The sequence below is a fragment of the Wolbachia sp. wLmal genome (assembly GCF_049435495.1).
Lineage (GTDB): Bacteria > Pseudomonadota > Alphaproteobacteria > Rickettsiales > Anaplasmataceae > Wolbachia > Wolbachia pipientis.
This window is the reverse complement of the sequence record NZ_CP185405.1, coordinates 1,122,532-1,147,514: the sequence shown is the minus strand read 5'-3', so window position 1 is coordinate 1,147,514 and position 24,983 is coordinate 1,122,532. Positions and strand designations below refer to the sequence as shown.

Annotated in this window: 24 protein-coding genes, 1 other RNA gene and 2 pseudogenes; 12 read left to right on the top strand and 15 right to left on the bottom strand. The window is 34.2% G+C overall.

The features are described 5' to 3' along the window. Positions 1 to 192: 192 nt before the first annotated feature. Positions 193 to 1,153: pseudogene (locus ACEL90_RS05840) on the top strand (IS630 family transposase). Here the strand turns inward: ACEL90_RS05840 and ACEL90_RS05835 are convergent. From ACEL90_RS05835 to ACEL90_RS05810, 6 genes are read right to left on the bottom strand one after another with little or no spacing between them, the layout of a single operon-like run. Continuing rightward, positions 1,110 to 2,393 (bottom strand): COX15/CtaA family protein, encoded by a 1,284-nt coding sequence (locus ACEL90_RS05835; protein WP_423348908.1) that lies wholly within the window; start codon positions 2,391 to 2,393, stop codon positions 1,110 to 1,112. The pseudogene ACEL90_RS05840 and the gene ACEL90_RS05835 overlap by 44 nt on opposite strands. Beyond that, a complete protein-coding gene (locus ACEL90_RS05830) occupies positions 2,351 to 3,742 on the bottom strand; it encodes a glycosyltransferase family 2 protein (RefSeq protein WP_423349305.1) in 1,392 nt (463 codons plus the stop codon). Before ACEL90_RS05830 ends, ACEL90_RS05835 begins: the two co-directional genes overlap by 43 nt. A gap of 14 nt (positions 3,743 to 3,756) precedes the next feature. Beyond that, positions 3,757 to 4,233 (bottom strand): hypothetical protein, encoded by a 477-nt coding sequence (locus tag ACEL90_RS05825; protein ID WP_423348907.1) that lies wholly within the window; start codon positions 4,231 to 4,233, stop codon positions 3,757 to 3,759. Between the two features lie 8 nt (positions 4,234 to 4,241). Then, the gene (locus tag ACEL90_RS05820) at positions 4,242 to 4,721 is read right to left on the bottom strand and encodes a hypothetical protein (RefSeq protein ID WP_065094794.1); all 480 of its coding nucleotides are present in this window, start codon (positions 4,719 to 4,721) and stop codon (positions 4,242 to 4,244) included. A 3-nt stretch (positions 4,722 to 4,724) separates the two neighbouring features. Beyond that, positions 4,725 to 4,952: a F0F1 ATP synthase subunit C gene (locus ACEL90_RS05815; RefSeq protein ID WP_006014985.1), complete on the bottom strand. Its 228-nt coding sequence runs from the start codon at positions 4,950 to 4,952 to the stop codon at positions 4,725 to 4,727. A 59-nt stretch (positions 4,953 to 5,011) separates the two neighbouring features. Then, the gene (locus tag ACEL90_RS05810; RefSeq protein ID WP_423348906.1) at positions 5,012 to 5,737 is read right to left on the bottom strand and encodes a F0F1 ATP synthase subunit A; all 726 of its coding nucleotides are present in this window, start codon (positions 5,735 to 5,737) and stop codon (positions 5,012 to 5,014) included. 229 nt (positions 5,738 to 5,966) lie between these two features. On the opposite strand from ACEL90_RS05810, the gene ACEL90_RS05805 reads away from it, so the two are divergent. Together ACEL90_RS05805 and ACEL90_RS05800 are read left to right on the top strand one after the other, a co-directional pair. Further along, entirely contained in the window at positions 5,967 to 6,095 is a 129-nt protein-coding gene (locus ACEL90_RS05805; protein WP_423349314.1) for a hypothetical protein, read from the top strand. A gap of 57 nt (positions 6,096 to 6,152) precedes the next feature. Further along, positions 6,153 to 7,446: pseudogene (locus ACEL90_RS05800) on the top strand (IS4 family transposase). On the opposite strand, the gene tgt reads toward ACEL90_RS05800, so the two are convergent. Continuing rightward, positions 7,443 to 8,654, bottom strand: coding sequence for a tRNA guanosine(34) transglycosylase Tgt (gene tgt, locus ACEL90_RS05795; protein WP_264339463.1), 1,212 nt, complete (start codon positions 8,652 to 8,654; stop codon positions 7,443 to 7,445). The pseudogene ACEL90_RS05800 and the gene tgt overlap by 4 nt on opposite strands. Then, positions 8,655 to 9,155 carry an NADH-quinone oxidoreductase subunit NuoE gene (gene nuoE, locus ACEL90_RS05790; protein WP_423348905.1) on the bottom strand — a complete coding sequence of 167 codons (501 nt, stop codon included), beginning with the start codon at positions 9,153 to 9,155 and terminating at the stop codon, positions 8,655 to 8,657. A 275-nt stretch (positions 9,156 to 9,430) separates the two neighbouring features. Here nuoE and ACEL90_RS05785 point away from each other — a divergent pair, with 275 nt between their 5' ends. Both ACEL90_RS05785 and rnpB read left to right on the top strand, forming a co-directional pair. Further along, positions 9,431 to 11,284 carry a hypothetical protein gene (locus ACEL90_RS05785; protein WP_423348904.1) on the top strand — a complete coding sequence of 618 codons (1,854 nt, stop codon included), beginning with the start codon at positions 9,431 to 9,433 and terminating at the stop codon, positions 11,282 to 11,284. Positions 11,285 to 11,441: 157 nt separating this feature from the next. Then, an RNA gene (rnpB, locus tag ACEL90_RS05780) (RNase P RNA component class A) lies at positions 11,442 to 11,791 on the top strand. Positions 11,792 to 11,842: 51 nt separating this feature from the next. Here the strand turns inward: rnpB and ACEL90_RS05775 are convergent. After that, positions 11,843 to 12,613, bottom strand: a complete 771-nt coding sequence (locus ACEL90_RS05775) for a response regulator transcription factor (RefSeq protein WP_423348903.1) — start codon at positions 12,611 to 12,613, stop codon at positions 11,843 to 11,845. Between the two features lie 325 nt (positions 12,614 to 12,938). Between ACEL90_RS05775 and ACEL90_RS05770 the strand changes: the two genes are divergently transcribed. From ACEL90_RS05770 to ACEL90_RS05755, 4 genes are read left to right on the top strand one after another with little or no spacing between them, the layout of a single operon-like run. Then, a complete protein-coding gene (locus ACEL90_RS05770) occupies positions 12,939 to 13,922 on the top strand; it encodes an NAD(P)H-dependent glycerol-3-phosphate dehydrogenase (RefSeq protein ID WP_010962796.1) in 984 nt (327 codons plus the stop codon). A gap of 19 nt (positions 13,923 to 13,941) precedes the next feature. Beyond that, on the top strand, positions 13,942 to 14,424 hold the full coding sequence (locus ACEL90_RS05765; protein WP_423348902.1) for a phosphatidylglycerophosphatase A: 483 nt from the start codon (positions 13,942 to 13,944) through the stop codon (positions 14,422 to 14,424). After that, positions 14,414 to 15,193, top strand: a complete 780-nt coding sequence (locus ACEL90_RS05760; protein ID WP_423348901.1) for a GNAT family N-acetyltransferase — start codon at positions 14,414 to 14,416, stop codon at positions 15,191 to 15,193. Before ACEL90_RS05765 ends, ACEL90_RS05760 begins: the two co-directional genes overlap by 11 nt. Positions 15,194 to 15,235: 42 nt before the next feature. After that, positions 15,236 to 16,372: a hypothetical protein gene (locus ACEL90_RS05755; protein WP_423348900.1), complete on the top strand. Its 1,137-nt coding sequence runs from the start codon at positions 15,236 to 15,238 to the stop codon at positions 16,370 to 16,372. Between the two features lie 3 nt (positions 16,373 to 16,375). Here ACEL90_RS05755 and ACEL90_RS05750 read toward each other — a convergent pair whose 3' ends face one another. Both ACEL90_RS05750 and ybeY read right to left on the bottom strand, forming a co-directional pair. Continuing rightward, positions 16,376 to 17,164: a succinate dehydrogenase iron-sulfur subunit gene (locus ACEL90_RS05750; protein WP_423348899.1), complete on the bottom strand. Its 789-nt coding sequence runs from the start codon at positions 17,162 to 17,164 to the stop codon at positions 16,376 to 16,378. An 86-nt stretch (positions 17,165 to 17,250) separates the two neighbouring features. Continuing rightward, entirely contained in the window at positions 17,251 to 17,703 is a 453-nt protein-coding gene (gene ybeY / locus ACEL90_RS05745; protein ID WP_010082473.1) for an rRNA maturation RNase YbeY, read from the bottom strand. 171 nt (positions 17,704 to 17,874) lie between these two features. On the opposite strand from ybeY, the gene ACEL90_RS05740 reads away from it, so the two are divergent. Next, positions 17,875 to 18,054 (top strand): hypothetical protein, encoded by a 180-nt coding sequence (locus ACEL90_RS05740; RefSeq protein WP_423348898.1) that lies wholly within the window; start codon positions 17,875 to 17,877, stop codon positions 18,052 to 18,054. Between the two features lie 33 nt (positions 18,055 to 18,087). Here the strand turns inward: ACEL90_RS05740 and ACEL90_RS05735 are convergent, their stop codons facing one another. The 4 genes from ACEL90_RS05735 to ACEL90_RS05720 all read right to left on the bottom strand — a co-directional run bounded on the left by ACEL90_RS05735 (position 18,088) and on the right by ACEL90_RS05720 (position 21,975). Next, positions 18,088 to 18,486, bottom strand: a complete 399-nt coding sequence (locus tag ACEL90_RS05735) for an EVE domain-containing protein (RefSeq protein WP_007549395.1) — start codon at positions 18,484 to 18,486, stop codon at positions 18,088 to 18,090. Further along, positions 18,486 to 19,682, bottom strand: a complete 1,197-nt coding sequence (ftsZ, locus tag ACEL90_RS05730) for a cell division protein FtsZ (RefSeq protein ID WP_010962790.1) — start codon at positions 19,680 to 19,682, stop codon at positions 18,486 to 18,488. The genes ACEL90_RS05735 and ftsZ overlap by 1 nt, the downstream gene beginning before the upstream one ends. Before the next feature lie 238 nt (positions 19,683 to 19,920). Further along, the gene (locus tag ACEL90_RS05725; protein WP_423348897.1) at positions 19,921 to 20,385 is read right to left on the bottom strand and encodes a hypothetical protein; all 465 of its coding nucleotides are present in this window, start codon (positions 20,383 to 20,385) and stop codon (positions 19,921 to 19,923) included. Between the two features lie 81 nt (positions 20,386 to 20,466). Continuing rightward, on the bottom strand, positions 20,467 to 21,975 hold the full coding sequence (locus tag ACEL90_RS05720; RefSeq protein ID WP_423348896.1) for a YifB family Mg chelatase-like AAA ATPase: 1,509 nt from the start codon (positions 21,973 to 21,975) through the stop codon (positions 20,467 to 20,469). A 122-nt stretch (positions 21,976 to 22,097) separates the two neighbouring features. On the opposite strand from ACEL90_RS05720, the gene ACEL90_RS05715 reads away from it, so the two are divergent. Next, a complete protein-coding gene (locus ACEL90_RS05715) occupies positions 22,098 to 22,829 on the top strand; it encodes a polysaccharide deacetylase family protein (RefSeq protein WP_423348895.1) in 732 nt (243 codons plus the stop codon). A 64-nt stretch (positions 22,830 to 22,893) separates the two neighbouring features. Then, positions 22,894 to 24,468, top strand: coding sequence for a penicillin-binding transpeptidase domain-containing protein (locus tag ACEL90_RS05710; RefSeq protein WP_423348894.1), 1,575 nt, complete (start codon positions 22,894 to 22,896; stop codon positions 24,466 to 24,468). The last annotated feature ends 515 nt before the right edge of the window (positions 24,469 to 24,983 follow it).

Here is a 24,983-nt window from a genome sequence, read left to right as displayed (position 1 = left end):
CACTGTAGGCTTGACCATAAATTATGTTAAGATAGAGAATGACTATTTTAGATAGAGCTTGATGTAATGCAGTGCGATACAAAATAACGGTAGAATATAATGGTAGTAATACCAATTCCCATTACACGGCAAACAGATGGACAAAGATGGAAGAAAAGCGATAATGAAGTAAGTAAAATAGTTGAGGTATAAATGGCATTAAGATCAAAATTATTGGATGAAAAAGTAGTAGAATCAGCAAAAGAAATGCTGAAGAAAGTAAGGAATAATGCATATGTTTCAAAAAAACTAAATGCTGTAATTGCAGCAAAAAAGTACAGTATAACGGCTGTAGCAAAAATATATTGCATTTCAAGAAAGGCACTTACTGCATGACCTAAAATTTGGCAGAGAAGAAAAACTGTTTGCTCCTCCACAACGCCGTAGAAAAACTAAATTAAATCAGGTTCAACTACAGCAAATTGAAGAGTGGATAGAAGAAAATCCTAATATTACCATTAAAGAAATGAGAATAAGAATCCAGGAAAAGTTCAGATTAAATATCAGCAAATCTACAGTACACCGCTATATGCAAAAGATGAAATTCTCATATATTACACCAAGACCAGTTCATAATGGACAAGATAAAAGCAAACAAGAGGAATTCAAAAAAAAATCTCAATGAAGCTATTTTTCTTTGATGAATCACGGTTTGGCACACATTCAAAGGTTGGACATGGGTGGTTTAAAAAGGGGATTAGAACACAGGTTAAAACAAAATTAGGTAGGCAAAATTTCTATCTCTATAGTGCGGTTAATCCTAGAAATGGAGAGAGTTCTAGCTCAAATGTCAACACTGATTGCATAGACATATTTCTTGAGCAGATGTCGCAATATCTAGAAACACGAGAGGCTTTTCTTGTTATGGATTGTGCTAGTTGGAAAAAATTTAAAGGTACCTAAAAATATCGACATTATATGCCTACCTCCATACTCACCTGAGCTCAATCCTGTTGAGAGGCTTTGGTTATATATAAAACAGAACATTTTGCGCAATAAAATATACGATACAATTGCTCTGCTTGAGGGTGCTTTGTGCAAATTTATTACTTCTCTTGCCAGCTCCACAATTAAACAACTCTGCAATGTCTCCTATTTGACTGGCCAACAATGAGAGTTGGTATTAAATAACACAAGAAGTACAAACTTGACCCAAACAAGATAAATGAAAACACTTGATGAGCTATGGCAATGGCTATTGGTATGTGTAACAAAAGAGTAACCACTCCTAAAATTATCTGAATGATGATGGAGAGCAGCATAATATATACCGGTTTTACGCTAGCATTTTTTACTGTGAGTATTACTACCAAAGTTAGTATTAGCAATGCCAGTGCTCGATGTATAAATTGCACTGTCGCTCTGTTCTCAAAGATATTCAGCCATATAGGCTGTAAGAAAAATAAATCTTCTGGAACGACTTGTCCGTCCATTAGTGGAAAGGTATTGTAAATCAAACCAGCATTTAATCCCGCAACAAATGCGCCGAAAATTATTTGTATTACAATTAGAATCAGAATAAGTATTGTGTAATATATACTACTGTTAGTAGATTGAAATCCTGTCATCCGAGTAGCTGACACACAACTGTACGAACGCTTACTTTTGAAAATAAATTGCACAGCAAATGGTGTCATGAAAGTAGCTGACACTGGAATCCAGCTTTTACTATGCAGCCACTTATTTAAAGTTAAGTTTTCTGGATCCCAGTGTCTGGGCACTGGGATGACATCTTTCTTGGTGAAAATTACTCTTATACTGCAATGTTCGTATAGTTGTGTACGTAACACTGGGATCCATATTTGGTAATCAAAAAATTGATATGACAATAATGCAAAGATAATTAATGCTAATAATAAGTGAAGTGCAAGCCTATAGTGGCTAACATGAGGTTCAGTTACTAAACCACTTTTAACCATATACCAACCAGCAAAAGCTTGTAAAGCTCCAAATAATAATGCCACACATAGCTTTATTACTACCTTTTTAGATATTTTTCTTCTTAATATGAAATATATAAATGGCAGGACAAAAACTAAACCTGTTAGTCTTGCAACCAATCTGTGTACATATTCTATTAAGTATATAGCGCGAAACTCCTCCATACTAATACCATAGTTAAGTGCTTTATATTCAGGTGTAGCTTCGTATTTTAATTTTTCTTGTAGCCAGTCTTGTTCACTCAGTGGTGGTAATGTTCCAGTAATTGGTTTCCACTCCGTGATTGACAATCCTGCTTTTGAAAGTCTGGTAAATCCACCAATCCCTACCATGAGAATTACCATGACCGAGCAGAGAAAAAGCCAAATAGCTACAGGTTTTGCTTCCATAAACCATGCTGAGTTTTGTTCCATCGCTCAGGGTAAAGAATAAATTCCCATAAGGCAAGAAAAGCTGCAGAGCCAACAAAAAGATTCAATAGCAAAATTCCCTTAAATCCAGTGTGTTTATAAAGAGACTTTATATTTTTTAAATGAACAATATAAGTTTGCATATAGCCTTTGATCCAGCGCGCTCTTTGCTTAATCCAAGCAAATACAGCAATTGGTGACTCTTCCAATGTTTCTGAGTCAATCATCCTGGTTTTATATCCCATTTGCGCAAGTCTCAAACCGAGGTCAGCATCTTCGGTAACACTGTAAGCATCCCAGAAAAACACTTTTTTTAGAATTTTTACTGAAAAATGATTACTGCTACCACCCAAAGGCATTGGCATGTTCATTTTTTGGAATCCAGGCAATAAGTATTGAAACCAATTCATATACCCCAGAGAAAAGGATTGTGTAAGAAAATTATAATCACAATTATAGTAATTTAATTTTGCTTGTACACAGGCAAGCTTATCGTCGCCCTTATTAAATTCAATTAGTGCTTTTTTTAACTGCAATGGGTCTGGTTTATCGTCCGCATCATATATTACTGCATACTTTCCTCTAGCAAAGCTCATAGCATAATTGCATGACTTGGCTTTTGTTCTAGGCAAAGAATAAGGCACTTTTATTACTTCAAAATACTGCGGTAAAGTGTACTTTTCTATAGCTGCTAGCGTTTCTTGGTCATCACTTTCTACCTGAAGCTTCACATCTAATTTTGATTTTGGATAATCCAAACTTTCAATGCTTTCAACCAATTGCTCTATCACTGCACTTTCTTTAAAAGCAGGCAATAAAATAGTATATATAGGAAAATCTTCTTCACTCAGCTTACTATAATCCACTTTTTGGTTGGAGGTTTTACATAAGTTAAAAATTGTAGCTATAAACTTGAATAAATAGCTGGAACATCCGATTATAAATATCAACATCAAAGCAAAATATGTATATTTCTCTGTTAGTGTTAAAATTGAAGTTACAACAAAGAAAGAAGCAAAAAATATTGAGCTTAGTTTAATGCTTTTGGCTGAAAAATTAGGATTCTTGTAATATAAGTAGTTGCTTGCAAATTCTGAAATACCAAAGTGCGAGTTAAGAAGATTTAAAATCTGTTCGCTATCCACTTTTATTAATACATAGTCAATACCGTAATGAGCTTCGACCCAACGGTTGATATCTCGGCTTGTGTCTTCAACCATAAAAAAAGTAGTATTATTTAATTTTTGCCAAGGAATTATATTAAATTTATAGTAAAAAAGTTTCTCTGGCTCTTTGCACAAACTAGAATCAAACTTAATTTTTTCTACATTATCAGCTTGAAGTATAGGCAATTGTTGCATTGAACCTAATGCAATTTTTTATTTAAGTCACGTGAAAATGAAGATATGACCTCGCTACTACGCTTATCATCTTTACGTTCATGCATTATTTTTTTTACAGCATCAGCAGCTATATTCGCTGTGTTAGCCTGTAAATCTCCAAGAGCTTTTTCAACTTGGTCAGTGACTTTCTTCAAGTTAGAATGGGCATTGTCATCTAATGTCTGATCTAGCTGCTGTCTATTGTGCTTAATGATACTATTAGCTTTATCAAGTGCTTCATTCATCATTTTATTAACTTCTGCATCTAATTCTTTGTATTTTTTAGAAGATTTTTTGTAATACTCCAACATATCTTTCCTGAATTTTTCAGTTTCTTCACTTGAAAATTTGCTTTTGTTACGCTTATTGTTAAGCGCATTTTTCATCACTTTCTTTAGCAATTTATACGAAAGGACAAAACTTACCAAGAAGGCAAGACCGATAATCAGTGATGTAGACATAAAAACCCCTAAAATTCTTTGGACACCAAGTCAGCAATAAATTCCTCTTCAATTTCAGAATTAGTCAGTTTAGTATAATAAATTAAAGCAATACTAGTAGCCATTTGTTTTAACTGATCAGTATATTCAGATTTAAATTCTGCCACTTTTTTTTCAATAAGCTTGCTCTTTTTTTTATCTTCCTCTTCTAATATATTCTTAACATTAGCTCTCATTTCTTCTACCTGAGCAAGTGCATCATCTATGATTTTTTTTGCCTGTATTCTAGCTTGGTTTAAAGCGGCATTATACTTGGCAACCTGATCTTCCGTGAGTCTTAAAAGATGAACAGAACTATTAAAAGAATCCAATACTTCTTTACTTCTAGTGCTTATTATTTCATCTAACTTTGGCAAAAATAAACAACTTACTACGAAAAAAAGTGAAGAGAAAAAAATTAAAAACCAAAAAACTTGAGAAAAGAAGGTTGAAACATCAAGCTGTGGCATCTGTTAAGCAGCAAATATTAATAACATTGCAAGTACAAACGCAAGCAATCCCATGATTTCAACCATGGCAGCACCAATATAAACATAACTTTTCATTTTACCTTCTGATTCAGGGTTTCTCGCAATCCCATTTAACATAGCAGAGAAGATATTAGCTATACCTAAACCAGCACCGAGCATTCCAAACACAGCTAAACCAATTGCTATAAATTTTAAAGCTACTAAATCCATACATTACCCTTAATTATTTCTTTATAATGTAATTGTAAAATATTCTACAAGGAAGTCAATTACTTTACTGCATCTGACAAATATACACATGTTAATATAGTAAATATATAAGCTTGTAAAATTGCAACAAATACTTCAAATCCTATCAATGCAATTATGAACAAAAACGGCGCAGGAGTGAAAAATATGTTCATATTTACAATAAACCCTGCTATCACTTTGATGATTGTATGACCAGCAATCATATTTGCTGCAAGCCTTATTGATAGGCTAACCGGCCTTACTAAATAAGCAAACAACTTAATAATAATTATTATAGGTGCAAGCCACGAAGGAGTTCCTTTTGGTAGCAATATGCGTAAAAATTCTACTCCCCTTTCTTTAAATCCAACAATCGTTATATAAATAAAAACCACCATCGATAAAGCGAAGGTGACTATCACATGACTTGTGACCGTGAAACTATAAGGAAGAACACCAACTAAATTACACGATAAAATGAAAATAAATACTGTGAATATCAATGGAATGTGCTGCAAGCCTTTGCTTCCAGTGTTATTTTCTATTATTGAAATAACAAAATCATATACATACTCAACTGCAGCTTGCAAATATCCTGGTATTACTGACCCCTTCTTTATTCCAAAAAGCAAAAAGAGTATCATCAATATCACCGAAATCATCGTGAAAAAAGATGAATTGGTAAAGCTTACGTCATACCCAAATAACCTAGGTAACTCTATTACCGTATATACTTTAAACTGTTCCAGCGGATTTAATGCCATTTTAATCTGAATTATAAACAGTAAATAAAGTATGAATTTTATAGGACAAAGTCAAGAATTAAGGTAAGGCTCTGTATTATTATAACATTAACATATTAACAAAATATGTAATTAGAATATTAATTACAGTCAGCTCTGTATTTTAAAATTTACTAATCTTGTTAAATTATTCAATATCTTGACTTAATATCTTATTTTGATTATAATTTAATTTTTAGTGAGGTATATAATGAACGAAATAGATTTTATTAACACTAATCATCCTTTAAATTTGGAGCAGGAATTTGGTAACGGATACATCGAATCAGTAGATTGTTTCCTTGACCATACGCGTCAAGTTAAGGAAATAAAGGTATGAAAGAGATAGAATAATAAGGTATAAGTTCTCCCAGATATACTTTTAGTGAGAGAACCAATGAATAAAATAACTTGCTTATCAAAAAAGCTCAAAGAATTTTTTAATGAAAAAGCAGAGAAAATCTCAATTACAACAAGGTTTATAAAAAGAAAGAGAAAGCTAAAAGGTTCATCATTCGTAAAAGCCATGGTCTTGGGTAATATAGGAGTTGATAATTGTAGCGTAGAAACAATGTTTCAATTACTAAACGAGGACTCGATAGATATAACAAAACAAGTTTAGATTTACTGAAGAAGCAGTGGAATTTATGAAAAGGATGTATAATGAATCTGTGATTCTCTTTAAAAATATCTTGCAAGTTGGTTGCAAAATCTTACAGCAATTTAATAGTGTTAAATTATTGGACAGTAGCTATACCTAACAGTATGGAAGAGATGTATAAAGGTTATGGTACTAGCTACAGTGGCTATGAAAGCAATACTAAGTCTGGAATAAAGTTACAATTAGTTTTCGACTACATGAATCAGATAATAGACCAACTTAATTTAACGGAGGGGGTAAGATCAGACCAGGGATATAGGAAACATTTAAGTAATATATTAAGCAATGATTTGCTAATATCTGATCTCGGTTATTTTGTGCCAAGTTCTTTTAAACAAATCAATGAAATAGGAGCTTATTTCATAAGTCGTTGATACCAACATATATGATGTAGAAACAAATCAAAAAATGGAGTTATTAGAATGTTTAGAGGATAAGTTATTTTTAGAAAACGAGGTATTGTTAGGAAAAGAAGCAAAAATTAGAGTAAGAATTATATGTCAGAAACTAACTGAATATGGCCAGAAGAAGGAAAGCTAATAGATTAGCAAGATCGCAGGGATATACATCCTCTAAAAGAAATCAAAAATTGTTGAACTGGTCAATATTTATAACTAATGTTCCAGAAAATAAAATTAGTGCTGAGCAAGTATTAACGATTTACAGAGTAAGGTGGCAAATTGAGTTATTATTTAAATTGTATAAAAGCCATACCAGGCTTGATAAGCTAAAAGGAAAGCCATGCAGAGTATTATGTGAACTATATGCTAAATTGTGCGCAATTCTTATATTTCACGGCATAGTTGGTTGCACAGAAGTGAAAAAGAATACAGAACTTAGCTTAACAAAGGCATTTATTGAGCTAAAAAGGCGGGTTAGAGAGTTATTTTTAGTATTAACCAAAATTAATAGTTTAAAAGCATTTCTTAAAAAACTCACTATAACTTGGTCGCGATTTTCATTAAAAGACAAACGTAGAAGGGCTAGAGTATCCACTTTAACCTCTCTAAATTTGCTCACAATCTCTTAACTTGACGCGTATGGTAGTGGTATCTCACTAATCCAATTATTTTTCTCCCGATCTAGCCTATCATCTAATATAGCCTGCCTTATTGATGCCATTAACTTATTCATAAAGAAAATATTATGAATGGTAACGAGCGTGTAAGCCAGGAGCTCTTTAGCTTTCAGTAAATGGTGTATATAAGCTCTTGAATGTTTTCTGCAGGTAAAGCATAAACAGTCACTTTCAATTGGGTTGTTGTCCAGCTCAAATCGTTGATTCCGCAAATTAATATGCTCTTTGCACTTTGAAGAAATAGAATTTCTGTTTTTTACTTTAACAAGTGCGCCACCATGCCTTGCTAAGCGGGTTGGATGCACGCAATCAAACGTGTCAATTCCAAGCTCTACTCCGCGAAAGATGTCCACAATTCCACCAATACCAAGCAAATGAGTAGGCCTGTCTTTTTTCAGGTGGTCCATAGTGAAAGAAACTACATCATGCATCTGCTCTTTACTTTGACCAAGTGATCCACCTATTGCTTGACCAAAAAATGGCAAATCGTTGATAAAATCACAACTTTCTCTACGTAAATCTTGATACACTCCGCCTTGACTAATTCCATACAGTGCCTGCTTGCCATTATTGTTTTTTTCAAATTCATTTAAAGAACGTTCAGCCCATCTGTGGCTCATGAGCATTGATTTTGCTGTGTATTCTTTGCTTACGTGAAATGGAGTGCATTCATCTAAAACTAGGATTAAATCTGCACCTAATTTCTGTTGAATTTGTACAGATTTTTCAGGAGTTAAGCAATAAATTTTACCATTAATGTAAGAACGAAAAATTGCCCCATCCTCATTAATTTTGATCAAAGTTTTTTGTTTTTTTCTTATTCCTTTTATCTCTTCCGAAACTGATCCGTGGCCTAAGCTAAATATCTGATATCCACCTGAGTCAGTTAGCATTGGCCCATTCCATCCTATCATCTTGCGCAAACCACCAAGTTTTGCAACAGTATTCTCTCCTGGTTGAAGCATTAGGTGATAGGTGTTGGAAAGTATGATTTGGGTACCAGCTTCACTTATTCTTTCAATATCTGCAGCTTTAATTGCAGCTTTTGTTGCGCAGAATATAAAAGCGGGGGTTTCTACGCTTCCATTTGGAGTTTTAATTGTTCCAACTCTTGCAGAACCTGATTGCTTGATTCTCTTGAATGAAAATTCTTCTTTCATCTATTTGCCTGAAAGTTCTGTTATGATGTTTTCTACTTTCTCAGGAGTAAGATTTTCATAGAAGTCATTATTGATCTGCACAACGGGAGCATTAACGCATGCACCTAGGCATTCAACTTCTTTTAAAGTGAACAAATTATCTTTAGTAGTCTCACCGATATTGATTCCAAGTTTTTTTTTAAAGGTATTTAAAACTTCTTCACTATTGCACAACCAGCAAGGAGTTGTTCTACAAATTTGTATTAGATATTTGCCTACTGGTTTTAAATTATACATGGTGTAAAAATTTGCCACTTCATATACACGAATATGTGGAATATGCAGCATATCAGCAACACAACGCATAGCAGAGTCAGAAACCCATCCGCATTGCTCTTGAACCAGATATAGTAAAGGCATAACAGCACTACCTTCTCTACCTTTGGGATACATCTCTATAAACTTTTCCGCTTTCTTGAGGTTTTCTAATGTAAAACTAAACTGCTTTTCTTTTTCTGTCATTCGTGAGACTCATGTGAATTTCAACAGATTATATCTGAAGGGCTAATAATTGCAATTGTTGGTTTTTTGAGAAATAGCGTTTTGCAGTATCATACTATCTATGGAGTGGTATTGCTTATCCACCCAGTTTGCGAATTCTTTACTGCTACTCATTTCTCATATTTCGCTTTGCAGATTACAAGAGTATTAATTTTTTAATTTTAGTTAAAATTTTTATTGACATTAACACACAGGGGTAATCATAATAGCATTTTATTAATATTTTAAATAAAATTATGTCTATATTAAGAAGATTGCTCGGGATCAACTCAAATACACCGGAAGTTAAAGAAGCGATAGGTTTTAACCCAGCAAACGTAGGGTTGATTGAAGGAGATGGAGTCGCTTATGGACTCAGCTATCAAGATAATGGTAATGGGAGCAGTAAAGTGAAATTACTTATTAGTCCATTATATCAATCAAAAACATACGAATGGGGTACAAATATCAGCGTAGCAAATGAATTCAAAGATCAATTATCTCTCACATTAATAGAAGATTCAGCTGAAATAGATAAAGTTGGAATTGTCTTTCCTGAAGAGGGAATTGGCGAAGAAGGAGAAAAATGCGTTAAAGGCTTATCTTTTAACACTTACGGAATTAAACAATCAGTTAATACTCCTTCAGCTGAACATTTAGATAAAAGAAAATTACAAAAGAATATTGATAATAATAGTCTTGCAAATGTGGGCAATAGTTACTTTCAACCAAGAGCAGTGAAAGTTGGTAATGGTGACGTAATTGTAATCGCCCATAACTTAAAGGATCAAACTTTAGTTTCTTGGTACTTAAAGTCAAGCGAGAGCGGAAAATTTAAGGTATTGACTGGAGAAAAAGGTGTTACAGAAAGAAAATTGTTCAATTTTGATAATCAGGGGCAATTGGCATTAAATGGAAACACGATGCTTTATTCGCAAGTGAGCAAAAGGATTACTAAGGAAAATCAAGAGGTGAGAAAAACACGTATTTTTAAATTTGATATGGCTAAAGTGATTCAGGGTCTGAAGGATGGAGTTAATGGCTTTTTACTTGGTAATCGAAAAGGTCAAATAGATAATAAAGCACTATCTCTTTCTAGAGAACATGAAATAAGCTTTTTGCAGTATGTTGAACAAACGGAAGGAAATGATCTAGTTGCTTTTCTTGAAAATGACCAATCAGCTAATGAGCAGAGGTTACATATAGCAACTCTACTTAAAAATGGATCAGTGTCAGATTTTCCTATCTATCAATTTACAGATCCTATAGAGCAATTATATATTAAAGGCAACGGTCAGGGTGGTTTTATCGTAACTGCGGTAAGTGGAGAAAATATTGTAACTTTTAATCAAAACGGCTCTGGAAAATCTTCTGAAGCAACAATAATACCGGCAAATAGCATCAAAACTCTCAGTGATTTTGTTAATATCATTAACGGTCGATTAACGCCAGATATTATTTCTAGTAGTACCGTGGCTCCTATAACTGTTGCAGAAACGGTTGTGACTTCTAAGAAAACGCCGACTGCTGCAATTACTAGCACAGCAGAAACCGACGCTGTGAAGACTACTAAATTGACAACGGAAGCCGTTGCACCTACTTCTACAACGAATAAACCTTCAACAGAGTCAACGACTCAAACAAGCACAGTAACAGTGGAACCAACTGCGCCAACAACAAGCTCAGAGAAAACTACACAAACAGTATTTAGTATACCAAGTACTAGAACAAAAGAGTCAACAACTCCTATATTCACCACGACTTTACTTCCTCAGTCTACTTCTTCACCACAACCTACTCAACTTGCTATAGGGTCTAATAAGGCAGGAATGATAGGGGGATCTTTGGTTGGAGCAATAGGTATTGTTGGAATTATAGGAATTATAGCATATAGATATGTTAAGGGTCGTAATGCTGCTCCTGTATTAGAACTAACTGATTTGGGTTATAGAAGGCGATCATCTTCAAGTAGCGATGAAGAAATTTTTACCACTGGTAACAGAATGCGAACTATATATCAATCTGAAACAGTGCTAAATAGTATATCAGTAGAAAGTAGTAGTCGATCAAGAAGTAGCTCATCGTCTTCAAGCGGTGGACCAGGCTCTTGACTAACTGAAGCGGAGTCTAAAAGTGAAAAAAGCTTATCTTGGGATAGTGATGATGTGCCGGAATATCACCTTTAGCTATTTGTCTAAATGTTTTTAATATGTAGACTGTTAGGAAATTGTCTTTTGCTTTTGTGATTTTCATGTTAAAGTATAATTCCTAGGTGAAATAAGTAGCTGCTGTTGTGTGATAAACATAGCAGAGGAAAGTCCGGGCTCCAAGGAAAAATAGTGACGGGTAATGCCCGCCGGAGGTAACTCCAGTTATAGGGCTACAGAAAATTACCGCCTAAAATATTTTTAGGTAAGGGTGAAAAGGTGTGGTAAGAGCACACCATGGCAATGGCAACATTGGTAGTCGAGTAACCAACACTAGGAGCAAGATTAAATAGAAGTAGATTTTATGTTTTCCTCATATCTACTCGGGTAAATCGCATGCGGTAAATGGTAACATTTACTCCAGATAAATAGCTACATAAACAGAACTCGGCTTATATTTCACCTAGGCGTTCACATGATACGTGCGATATAAGCCATGCTATATTTAGATGTGTAGGCATTTCATGCGTTGTCCTTCACTTGTTCTGCTTGATAGCCATCACTACTTTCGCCTACATTAACATTAGAATATTCATCATCATCAATATACTCTTTCAGAACATACCCTCTGCCCCAAACGGTTTCTATGTGGCTTTTTCCATCATTTGCACTTTCAAGTTTCTTACGTAATTTGCACATAAAAACATCAACTATCTTGTTATCTGAAGGTTCATCCAAGCCATTGTAAAGATGATTTAAGAACATTTCTTTTGTTAGTACTGTTCCTTTACGCATTGCTAGCAATTCTATCATAGAATACTCTTTATTAGTAAGGTGAACCATTTTACCTTTCACCTCAACAACCCTGTGATCAAAATTGATATTTATATTACCAATCTTTATCACCGATTCAGGATGGCCTTTAGTACGACGCACTATGGCCTTAATTCGAGCTAATAACTCGCTTTTATGAAATGGCTTGGTTAAGTAATCATCGGCACCATACCCGAGTCCTTTAGCTTTGTGATTGACAGCGGATATGCATGAAAGTATTAAAACAGGAACTTTGATTTTTGCACTTCTTAGTCTTAACAATATATCATATCCGTCAATATCACCAGGTAAGTGTATATCTAAAATAACTAGGTCATAGTAATCTCCGTTTGAGGAAACCATATTATTGTTATAATCTTGTGCAGAAGTAACAACGTCACAGAAGTGTCCATCAGAAGTTAAGGCGTTAACTACAGTCTTTGCACTTACTTGATCATCTTCAATTAATAATATACGCATATTTTACACCCCATAAATAATTTATAATTTTAGTAATATATATAACTAAGGAAAGTAATAAATCAAATTTTTATTAACAAATGACCAAAATTACACTTATTAATTAATAGTAAATATATTGTTCCAAAGTTATATAAATAGATCTAAAATATAATAGACATACCATGATAGTAATAATATTTTTAGTAAATATTGAATTAAAGTTACTATTATTAAAAGAATACTTCGGTTAATAAATATTTAACTATTCTATATGTCTGTGTTATATTTTTAATTTACTTATCCTACTATTTTAAAGTATAAGTAATATTTTCAGGAATATTGTGTGGCAATATCAATTTTAGGTGCTGGTGCATGGGGTACAGCAATCGCAATTTCATTAGGTAGTAAGAAAGATGTGATTTTGTGGACTCACAATGAAACTACATTTGAATCAATCAACGGGAAAAGAGAAAGTGACAAGCTACCCGGTTGTCGAATTTCTGATAATGTGTCAGTAAAATTGGCTATTGAAGACATAATTAATGCTTCAGTAACAATCCTCGCTGTTCCCACTCAGTCTCTGAGGAAGGTATGTCAGCAATTGCATAATTGTAATCTGAAAAAAGATGTAGCAATAATTTTAGCTTGTAAGGGAATAGAAAAGTCTACATTAAAATTACCTAGTGAAATAGTAAATGAAATTTTACCTAACAATCCTATTGCTATTTTTTCAGGTCCTAGCTTTGCTGTAGAAGTTGCAAGAAAATTACCCTATTCAATGGTTCTTGCATGCCAAAATAACACATTAGGTTCAAAGCTAGTATCAGAGCTGCAACAAGAAAATGTTAAATTGGAGTTTAGTAACGACATTATAGGAGTACAGATTTGTGCAGCGTTAAAGAACGTTTTTGCTATAGCGTGTGGGATTGTTCTAGGTAGTAAACTTGGGTTTAATGCTCATGCAGCATTGATTACGAAAAGTATGAGCGAAATTAAGGCTTTATACTCAGCAAAAATTGGTGACGGTAGTGTGGATATAAATACACTACTTGGGCCAGCATGTCTGGGTGACCTAATTATGACATGCACATCCTTGAATTCAAGAAACTTATCTTTTGGGTTTAAAATAGGTAATAGTGACAATGGCTTTAATGTTCAGCAGATTTTGTCAGAAGGCAAGTCAGTGATTGAAGGTTTTAGCACTGCTGAGTCCATATTTAATTTAGCAGGAAAGCTAAAGATAAAAATGCCTATATGTGAAGCGGTCTATAGATTATTGTATGAAAGCGCCTCTATAGAGGATACTCTTTCTGTTCTTATAAGTTAATTTTGTATTTGGATATATTGTGAAATTTTTATATAAATTAATATCAACGTGGTGGCTGTCTGGAACAGTAAAAAAAATGCCAGGTACTGTGGGTAGTTTGGCTTCTTTTCCGCTTGTTCCTGTAATCCTGAGCAACAAAATTTTAGGTGCAGCAATTATTTCTTTTTTATTCTTAATTGGATTATGGTCTACAGGTAATTATATAAAACATTACAAGACTTCATGTGATCCAAAAGAGGTAGTAATTGACGAAGTGGTTGGTCAATTGCTGACGATACTTTTAGTTTCGATATTGTTAAGCCAAGAGATGAATTGTTCTTCATTGTTGTTGTGCTTTTTTTCTTTTAGGTTTTTTGATATAATAAAAGCGTGGCCTATAAATTTAATCGATAAAAATACCAAAGGTCCTTTAGGTATTATGCTAGATGACGTTATAGCTGCAATTTTAGCCTGTGTTCTTATAGGAGCCTTTTATTGTTTATTGTTGGTGTATGCAGGATAAAAAAATTTATTATTCAAGCTTAATTGTTCAAAATCTAAAGGATTATATACTGTACACAGCGAATTTATCTGAGTGGGAAGTACACGATGAATTTGATAACATCATATTTACAATAAATGGTACCAAGGAGTCATTATTTAATTTTGTGTTCTGTGGAGATCAATGTACCGAGCTTTCTATACAAAAAACTCTAGATTATCTCAGAACAAGAGATATAGAAGCAACATGGGTAATAAATTCACATATGAAAATAAGAGATATTTTAGAAAAGTGTAAAATAAAACACGTTAGCACACCAAAAAAAGCTTTACTTAATATGAAAAATTACTTTTTACCTGCTGATGTTATTCCAAACTTGAGGTTAAATGCTGTGAATGGTAGCAACCTCTTAGAACAGTTAGATCTGCACACTTCTAAAATTTTTTATCATGGCGTTGGAATTGTCAGCACATTTTTTCGCGGATTATCAAATTATGATGATAAGAACTCAAGATTAAGATTTTTTCTTGTAACACTAAATAATAAAATTATTGGGACATGCGGTCTTTATGTTCAAGATAGCGTAGCTGGTTTTTATAGTGATGGAGTTTTACCAATTTACAGGAATCGTGGAATAGGTACCCAAATGGTTTTAGAAAGAATAAAGATAGCTAAACAGCTTGAATGCAAATATATAGTAGCACATTGTATGAAATCTTCTGTGAACCTTTATAAGAGATTGGGCTTTCAAATGTTAGACAATCTTTACTTATATACCTCTTCAGCATAATTCTGAGCGGTTACAAATTTTTACATTTGTTTTAAAAGTGCTATGTTTTTTTTGTATGAAGTGGTTTTAATATTGATTCTAATATTATTCTTTCTCTCTTATTCTAAATTAAAAATTAGTAATAAGATTAAGAACTTACAGCATCAAAATGTTATCATAAATAATTTAATTGATACTGTGAATGATGGGTTTTATATTTGGGATGCAAAAAAACGTATAGAAAAGTTCTCTCCCAATTTACTAATTTTGCTTAATACTGTTTTTTACTCATTTAATGAGTTTGTGAATTTTTTTGAGCAATCAGAAAGCTTAATCAAAAATTTTGTTGAGGCAAAGGAAATAAATAAATCTTTTACTCTAGATTTAAAGTCAAAAGACAGTGAGGTTTATTGCATATGTTACGGTAGAAGCATAATAGATGATTCTAACAATGTGATAGGTGTGCTGTTATGGATAAGGAATGTCTCAGACTGTAAGATAAAGGCTAACGGACTTGAGTTAGAAAATAGTAAGCTTACACAGGAAGTGGAGAGCTATAAAAACGTTTTCAACTCTTTACCATTTCCAATACTAAGATATAACAAGAGTAGAAAGGTGGAATTTTATAACTTGTTTTATGATAAATATGTAGATGGTTCTAAGAAATTTGTTATTACCGGTAGCGCTCATAGCACAAAACCAGGAAGACATGTCATAACTTATAAGAACGAACCTAAGGTTTTCGATTTTGTTAAAATTCCAATACAAGGTTCTGGTAGCATAGTAATGTATGGGAAAGATGTTAGTGATGCAGAGAAATTATATACTGAATTAAACAGTTATTTAGCTACACAGAAAAATTTGCTTGAGAGGTTACCGGTTGCTATAGTAATATATAGTAAGAATCAAAAGCTAAAATTTTATAATAATGCTTTTATGAAAACCTTTCAATTTGACCCAAAATTTTTGGCATCTTACCCAACTTATCACGAAGTTATGCTTTACCTCTTCGAATCTAAAAAGCTTTTAGAAAAAGAGGATTTTCAAACTATTAGTAACCAAAGACATGAGTTGTTCAAAAAATTATTTGAATCGTACGATGATACGATGCACTTCACAAACGGAAAAGCGTTCAGGGTATTAACAATACCCTACGCTTCGGAAGGTTTGCTGTTCTCTTACGAAGAATGCAAAAGATAATACTTAAACTCCTTCTCTCTCTACCATGAGCTGTTTTACTTTCGCTATTGCTCTTGCTGGATTAAGTCCTTTAGGACAAGTTTTTGTGCAATTCATTATTGTATGACAACGATACAACTTGAATGGGTCGTTTAAAACATCAAGTCTTTCACCTGTCTTATTATCACGGCTGTCAGCAATCCATCTGTAAGCTTGTAATAGTATTGCTGGTCCTAAAAATTTATCACTATTCCACCAGTAGCTTGGGCAACCAGTCGAACAGCAAGCACATAATATACAGTCGGACAAGCCATCTAATTTTTTTCTATCTTCAGAAGATTGAGAGTATTCTTTATTTGGTAGGGCAGGCTTATCTGCTTGTAACCAAGGTTTAATTGATTTGTATTGCTCATAAAATTGGCTCAAATCCGAGACTAGGTCCTTTATTACATACATGTGAGGTAATGGATATATTTTTACGTCACCTTTTATATCATGTATAGATCTAGTACATGCAAGAGTATTGGTTCCGTCAATATTCATGGCACAAGATCCACATATGCCTTCTCTACAAGAACGTCTGAAAGTTAAAGTCGAATCTATTTCATCCTTTATTTTTATTAATGCATCAAGTACCATAGGGCCACAACTATCCATATCAATAAAAAATGTGTCTATTCTAGGGTTTTTCTCGTCATCAGTAGACCAACGGTAAATTTGAAATCTTCTGATGTTTTTTGCTCTAGCAGGAATAGGATAAATTTTGCCCTTTTGATTAATTTTAGAATTCTTTGGCAAAGAAAACTGAACCATATCACTTACCTTTTATTGTTTATAGCTAAAACCCTTTGTAGATAACATATTTTATTATCATCTACTATATTTTTATTAAATTCCTTTTAAATCGCACACATATTGTAGCCAAGCGAAGCTAAAATCTCTCTTTCTAGATTTTTCATTATAATTTCTTCATCTTTTTTTTGGTGATCATAACCAAGTAAATGCAGTAATCCATGCACTAACATGTGTGCAATGTGAGCAAGAATGGGTATATAATACTCATGCGATTCTCTTTTTATTGTGTCTATTGAAATTGCTATGTCTCCTAAATCGCACTCATTAGACAATTGTTCATACGGAAATGATAGTACGTTAGTTGGCTTATCCATTTCTCTAAATTTTAAATTAAGTTGATGTAGCAAGTCATCATCAGCCAGAGCTATTGATATATTTGGTTTATAGTGGTCTATTTTTAATTCTTTTAGAGAAGCATTGATGACACCTAATACAAAATTTTTAGGATTTTCTATAATGCTGCACCATTTCTTGTCAAGAATATTTACTTCTAACATGAGTGACACATCAGTAAGGGTGTCATGCAAATAGCTGACACTGGAATCCAAAAAAGAAGAGTTATAGACCCTTGCGTCATGTACACAACTGTACGAATATTGTACACTAGAAGGATGTCATCCCAGTGTCTAGGCACTGGGATCCAGGAATTTTGATTAGACATCAAGTTAGTGAATATAAAAGTAGCTAATCTTATATTAAAACACAACGGCTTTAATGTGGTTGCATTAAGGCTGGATTCCAGTGTCAAGCACTGGAATGACGCCTTTGTGTTTGATGCAAAATCGGCTATAACGTTTAATGCACTGCCTTCGAGACAAATATTCATACAGCTGTGCGTTGTGTGCTGAGATGACATCATTTAGGAACTGAAATGACAGGTATTACACATCACTCATCCTTATTATTTCATTCCATTCAATTTCCGAAACTGGGGCAATTGATAAACGTGGTTGTTTTAATATAGTCATATTTTTCAAAAGTGGGTTTTGTTTTATATTATTTAACGTTACTTGGTTATTTAAAGGTTTCAAAAACTTTACATTCACTAATCCGAACTTGGGATCATTAACATGATAATACTCTTTAAATACTTCAACGATTCCAAGTATTGCTTTCTCTTTACCTGTATGATAAAAAAACGCAAGATCGCTTGCTTTCATAATTTTCATGTAATTTTGAGCTTGATAATTGCGCACACCATCCCACTCAACTACCTGCTCCTTTTCCATTTTTTGCCATGAGTATTCACTTGGCTCTGACTTAAGTAGCCAAAATTGCATTATTTTTTTCTTCTTAAGTAAGCTGGTATATCATAGATATTGCTGCCCCACTTAGCTCCTTCGCTTACCTGTTCAGCTGGTTTTGTTTCCAGTGTTTTGTCTTGTGTACTTTCACTTTGACTATATGGCCACTTAAATTTCTCTTTCTCTGAGTCTTCGCTCTGACTTATAGGTGAAGTTTCTGATTTATTATTGCGACCATCAATGCCAGTTGCAAGAACAGAAACTCTAACTCTTCCCTCCATCGCTTGATCAAAAGTAGCACCAAATATTATATTTGCATTTTCATCTACTTCTTCACGCACTCTATTGGCTGCAGCATCAACTTCAAACAGAGTCATATCTCCGCCACCAGTAATGTTAATTAATATTCCTTGCGCACCTTTCATTGATACATTATCAAGCAATGGATTAGATATTGCAGCCTCTGCAGCACTAATTGCTCTATCTTCTCCTTCTGCCTCTCCGGTGCCGATCATCGCTTTGCCCATCTCGCTCATTACTGTTTCTATATCAGCGAAGTCAAGATTGATAAGCCCTGGCATGACCATCAAGTCAGTTACTCCTCTGATGCCAATGTGCAGAACATTATCAGCAAGTTTAAATGCATCAGAAAATGTAGTTTTTTCATTTGCAATTCTAAATAAATTCTGATTTGGAATGACAATAAGTGTATCCACGTATTTTTGCAGTTCTTCGAGTCCAAGCTCTGCAATGCGCATACGGCGCACACCTTCAAAACCGAACGGTTTAGTTACAACTCCAACAGTCAATATCTTTTTTTCTTTTGGCGCTCTATCCTTAACTGCGGCTCTTGCTTCTCTGGCTGCTTTTGCAATTACCGGTGCTGCACCGGTTCCAGTACCACCGCCCATTCCTGCTGTGATGAAAAGCATATGACTATCTTTTATATGCTCCATAATCTCATCAATTGACTCTTCTGCTGCACCTTTGCCAACATCAGGCAAAGCACCAGCACCAAGCCCCTTAGTTAAATTAATGCCAAGCTGAATTTTTTTATCACATAACGACTTTTCTAGTGCTTGAGCATCGGTATTTGCGACAACAAAATTCACTCCTTGCAAATTAGATTGGATCATGTTATTCACAGCATTTCCACCAGCACCACCCACTCCCACAACGGTAATCCTTGGGTGCAATATAGGTAACTCCGGCAGACTAAGATCAATAGACATTTAAATTACTCAAATTTAGCGAATTCACTTGATAATAAGTTACCGCTTTTTTAATAATATGCAAATACTTTTCACTTCTATAGGCGTAAACAGTAAACGGGATTTACTTATTCTTAACATTTATACTAATAAGTGCCGTTAATTATAATAACTAGATTCTTAGATGACATCACTTAACCGATGCAAAAAATAGAAAACGTTTATAAAAAGGGACAGAAACCTATCCCTTTTTATTTTGTTAATGATTATTAACTTCCTGATTTTTCTCTTCCCCTTTCAATGCTCCAACCGCAACATCTTTTAATTTTGAGGCAATTTGATATGTTCCATAAAGAACAGCAGCTGCAGCAATTGCCATTATGGCACCCGCAACTATCTGATTAGCAACACCTGTTCCGATAAATCCAGGTAATGAAGCAGCTATTGCTTGATTTGTTCCAACAAAGTAACTGGCAGTCTTAGCAAGAAACCCAGAAGCTTCTGCTGCACTAACAAAGCCTGCTTTCATATGCATTGCTGTAAAGACAATACTTGCAACTGCAAGCGAAAATAATGCTGTTCTCCCTTTATTATGCATAGCGTACTGACCAGGTTGACTAGCAGCACCAGGAATTCCCCAGTATTTTTCAGCTTGCATATATCCTTCTGAAATAGCATAAAAAATGCCATCCCCTTTTCTATACTCATAATTTGTTAATGCCATAACTCTACTCCTTAAATAGAATGTTAAAATTTCACTAAGGGAGTGTATAGTAAAAAAAATTGCCTGTCAAGTAAACTAATTTTAATATACCTTTATTCTGTAATTGAGCGCTTCAGCAATGTGTGCTCTTTTTACTTCTTCACTTTTTGCAAGATCTGCAATAGTTCTTGCAACTTTTAATACGCGTGTGTAGCCTCGATTGGAAATGTAATTTTCTTTCAGTACGTATTTTAGCAATTCTAACCCTGCCTGATCTGGTTCAGTAAATTTATTAAATGCTTCACCGCTTACTTCTGAATTGCAACGAATATTTAATTCACTATAGCGCTCAGTTTGAACTTTTCTTGCTGCTATCACTCTTTCTCTTATGATTTTAGTACTTTCTCCCTCCACAGAGATTTCAGGAGAGAGTATGCTAACGTTTGGCATTTCAATGCATATGTCTATTCTATCAAGCAATGGGCCTGATATTTTGTTTTTGTAATCTGTGCCACACTTTGGAGCTTTGTTGCACGATCTGCTTGCATCACCTAAATAACCGCACCTGCAAGGGTTCATTGCAGCAATCAGTTGAAAATTTGCAGGGTAGGTTATGTGAGCATTTGCCCTTGCAACGGTAACTTTTCTATCTTCAAGTGGTTGGCGCAGAGAATCAAGCACAAGTCTTGGAAATTCTGGCAACTCATCAAGGAATAACACGCCATTGTGAGCCATGGTAATTTCTCCAGGTTTTGCATTCTTTCCTCTCCCTATCATCGCTGGCATAGAGCATGAATGATGAGGTTCACGAAAGGGACGAGTTACTTTGAATATTTCATTACCAGTTTTTGTTATGCTGGAAATAATATTAACATCAATCATCTCCTGTTCGGTTAAATCAGGCAGCAATCCTATAAAGCGCTTAGCAAGCATTGATTTTCCAGTACCAGGAGGGCCAACAAGAAGCATATTATGCCCACCTGCTGCTGCAATTTCAGCTGCTCTTTTTGCAACAACTTGGCCTTTGATATCCTTCATATCGGGAATCAATCTTTTTTCTTTGGGTGCATCACTATAATTAAAAATTACTGGCTGAATTAATTGCTCACCCTTAAAGTGTCTGATAATATCAGTTAATTTCTCTATAGCCAGAATTGAAACATTCTTCACCCATACAGCTTCTACACCATTTCCTCTCGGGCAAATTACTCCTTTATTGTCCTTTTTTGCATTAATTGCTGTTGGCAGCACACCTGAAACTGGAATAACTCTGCTATCAAGAGCCAGTTCACCCATGATTATATAAGACTGAACTTTTTCAACTGGTATCACATTCATTACAACAAGTAGTCCAATAGCAATAGCCAAGTCATAATGACTGCCTTCTTTCAGCAAATCCGCAGGGGAGAGATTAACTGTAATTCTTTTTGGAGGTAGTAGTAGATTGATTGAATTTAACGCTGCTCTGATGCGCTCTCTGGATTCTGCAACAGTTTTATCCGGCAAGCCAACAATATTAAAAGCTGGAATACCATTTGCCATATGAATTTGTGCATTGACATTTACTGTGCTAATTCCCTGAAGCGCAACGGTATTTATATTTGCAATCATAATATATTATATAAAATTGTTAATACAATATATTAAAGAAGCGATGAAGTAAAGGCTACAGCAATTAAAGATGGCTTAACTTAGCAAAAAAGTGTAGTATTCTATCACTTTGCTGATTACAAATGTTTATAAGGATAATCACTTTTTTCTTACTATATTCAAGTACGGCTTTTTGTAGTGATTGTAATTTTAATTTACCATACTGTGGGCTCAGTTGTAATCTAGATCTATCATATAGAAATTTAAGTAATATAAAAAAATTATTGAATAACGACGATAAGTTTGTTGCACTTACGTTTGATGATGGACCGTCTAACAATAGAGTAAACGATATTATTAATGTTCTGGAAAGCTATGAAGCAAAAGCAACATTTTTTGTGCTTGGTGAACGTACAAATGAAAAAACGTCTGAAATAGTAAAGAAAATTCATGAATCAGGTCATGAGTTAGGCAATCACTCTTGGTCGCATAGGAAGTTGACATCACTTTCAAGTGAGGAACAATTGCAAGAATTGGAAAAGACAAATACAGCAATTAAAAATGCAATAAAACAAGATGTAAAATGGTTTCGTCCGCCATATGGATGTTATGACGATAATCTGATTGAAAATACTGATCAATTAAATATGTATTCAATATTATGGACAGTTGATTCGCTAGATTGGCAAGGTGATAAGCCAGAAACTTTAGTTGAAAGAGTTTTAAGTAATGTACATAATGGAGCAGTTATACTGTTTCATGATCACAATAACAGGTCAAACACAATTGAAGCTTTACCTCATATTATTAAAATACTAAAAAAATCAGGTTATAAGTTTGTGACCTTAAGTGAGTGGGAAAAAAAGGGTTTGTAATACGGTAAAAGCCAGAAGTGTAACAATAAAAGAGGGGAAAAAAAGTGTGTTTTGAAGGAATGTTATGTGGACAAAAAACAAAGTCTTTAACCGCAGAGCATTCATATTAGGTGGTATTCAGCTTACCATTTCTGCGGTTTTTAGTTGCAGGTTATATAATTTACAAATACGAAACAGACAAAAGTACGAAGCACTATCTAATAGTAATAGAATAAGAGTTGCTACTATTATGCCTAAGCGGGGCAAAATTTTAGATAGGAATAGCATTGAACTTGCGGTAAACAAAATTTCGTATGTTGTTTTGTTTGATGGTTCTGGTAAGGAAGTTGATTTGCAGACATTATCAGAAGTCGAGTCTAAAATAGCAAAATCGTCAGAAAAAATAACTGCTCTTTATAAACGTTATTACCCGTTTGGTTCAATGTGTTCTCATGTAATCGGATATACAAAAAGACAGCAAGGCATAAGCGAAGTAGGAATCAGCGGTATTGAATATACATATGATCATATATTGAAAGGCAAGTCAGGAAAATCTGAGCAGGAAATAAATTCTAAAAAACGCGTCATAAAAGAATTATCAAGCATACCACAACAAGACGGACAAGATGTACAACTGACAATTGATATTAATCTGCAAGAGAAAACCGCAGAGGTATTTAAAGATCACCAAGGCTCCGCAGTGGTTATTGATGTAAATAATGGAGAAATTTTAGCATTATATAATTCACCTTCTTACGATAATAATCTTTTTGCTAGCAGGCTATCAAATGAGACTTGGGAGAGCTTGAATGCTCCTTCATTGCCGCTCGTGAATCGTGCGTTATCATATCAAATTCCACCTGGTTCAATATTTAAAGTAATAGTTGCGCTTGCGGGTTTAAAAGACGGAATAATCACACCAGAAGAAAAATTCTCGTGTAAGGGCTATATGAAAATAGGTGAGCGGAAATTTCGTTGCCTGAAAAGCAAAGTCCATGGATATGTATCTTTAAATGAAGCAATGGCATTATCATGCAACACTTACTTTTATAATATAGGGAAAAAAATAAGTGTAGACTCTCTAGTAGAAATGGCCAGAAAATTTGGTATTGGCAGTGGGTCACTGATTGGAACGTTTAAAGAAGAAGCTCCAGGGTTGTTGCCAGATAGAGATTGGCGTACACGAAAGCTATATTCGCAGTGGTATTTAGGTGACACTATCAACTTAGTTATAGGACAAGGGTATATGCTTACAACACCACTACAGCTTGCAGTTCTTGCAGCGAGGATTGCAACAGGAAAAGAGGTAATTCCCCGCATTAAGATGAATGAAACGATACAAGATTTTCCCGATATTGATGTGGATTGTGAGCATCTTAGCATAGTTCGAAAAGCTATGTTTGATGTGGTGAATTCTAAAACTGGAACCTATAAGAAAGGGCTAAGCGGTATACAAATTGCTGGCAAAACCGGTACACCAGAAATAAACTCTAAGGGCGAAAGTCATAAGTTATTTATCGCCTATGGCCCTTACCATAACCCGCGCTATGCAATCTCTGTGTTTATAGAACACGGCAAAGCCCCACGCCAAGATGTTGCAATTGCTAATGAGATATTTCAGTATATGCTTGAAACTATGAGTATTAAACTTCTTGCATAACCATATAACGAACTTTTATTGGGAATAGAAACAAAAAAACTTACTTGACAAACTCCGCCAGCGCCCTTATCACGATAGTGGAGCTATTGTATTTGCTTTCGCCAATCTGCAGATTAAAAGGTAAGGATTACTTAATGTATCGGCGTCTTATGTTCAATTTTTTGCAGTATATAGATACTGTATGTCTTTACAAAACTTCATCTACATCTAGATTTTTATCTAAATAAGCTGAACGCGCTTATAAAGCGTTACAAGACATCAAAAAATGCCAATACTCGACAGAGATAGTAAAAGACTAGCTAACTCGGGGATTCTTTGTCTTTTTTTTCTGCTTAGTAAATTTCTTAAACATTTGCAGCGTAGGTTAGTTGCAATTAAAAGCGGCTTAATCTTGCTTGTCAAGCGTTTAAAACATAAAAAACGCCAATATTTTAAAGCGGATAATAACCACGGGGCTTCTTTTGCCTTTTTTTTATTTGGTAAATTTCTTAAACATTTATGGCTAAACGACAATC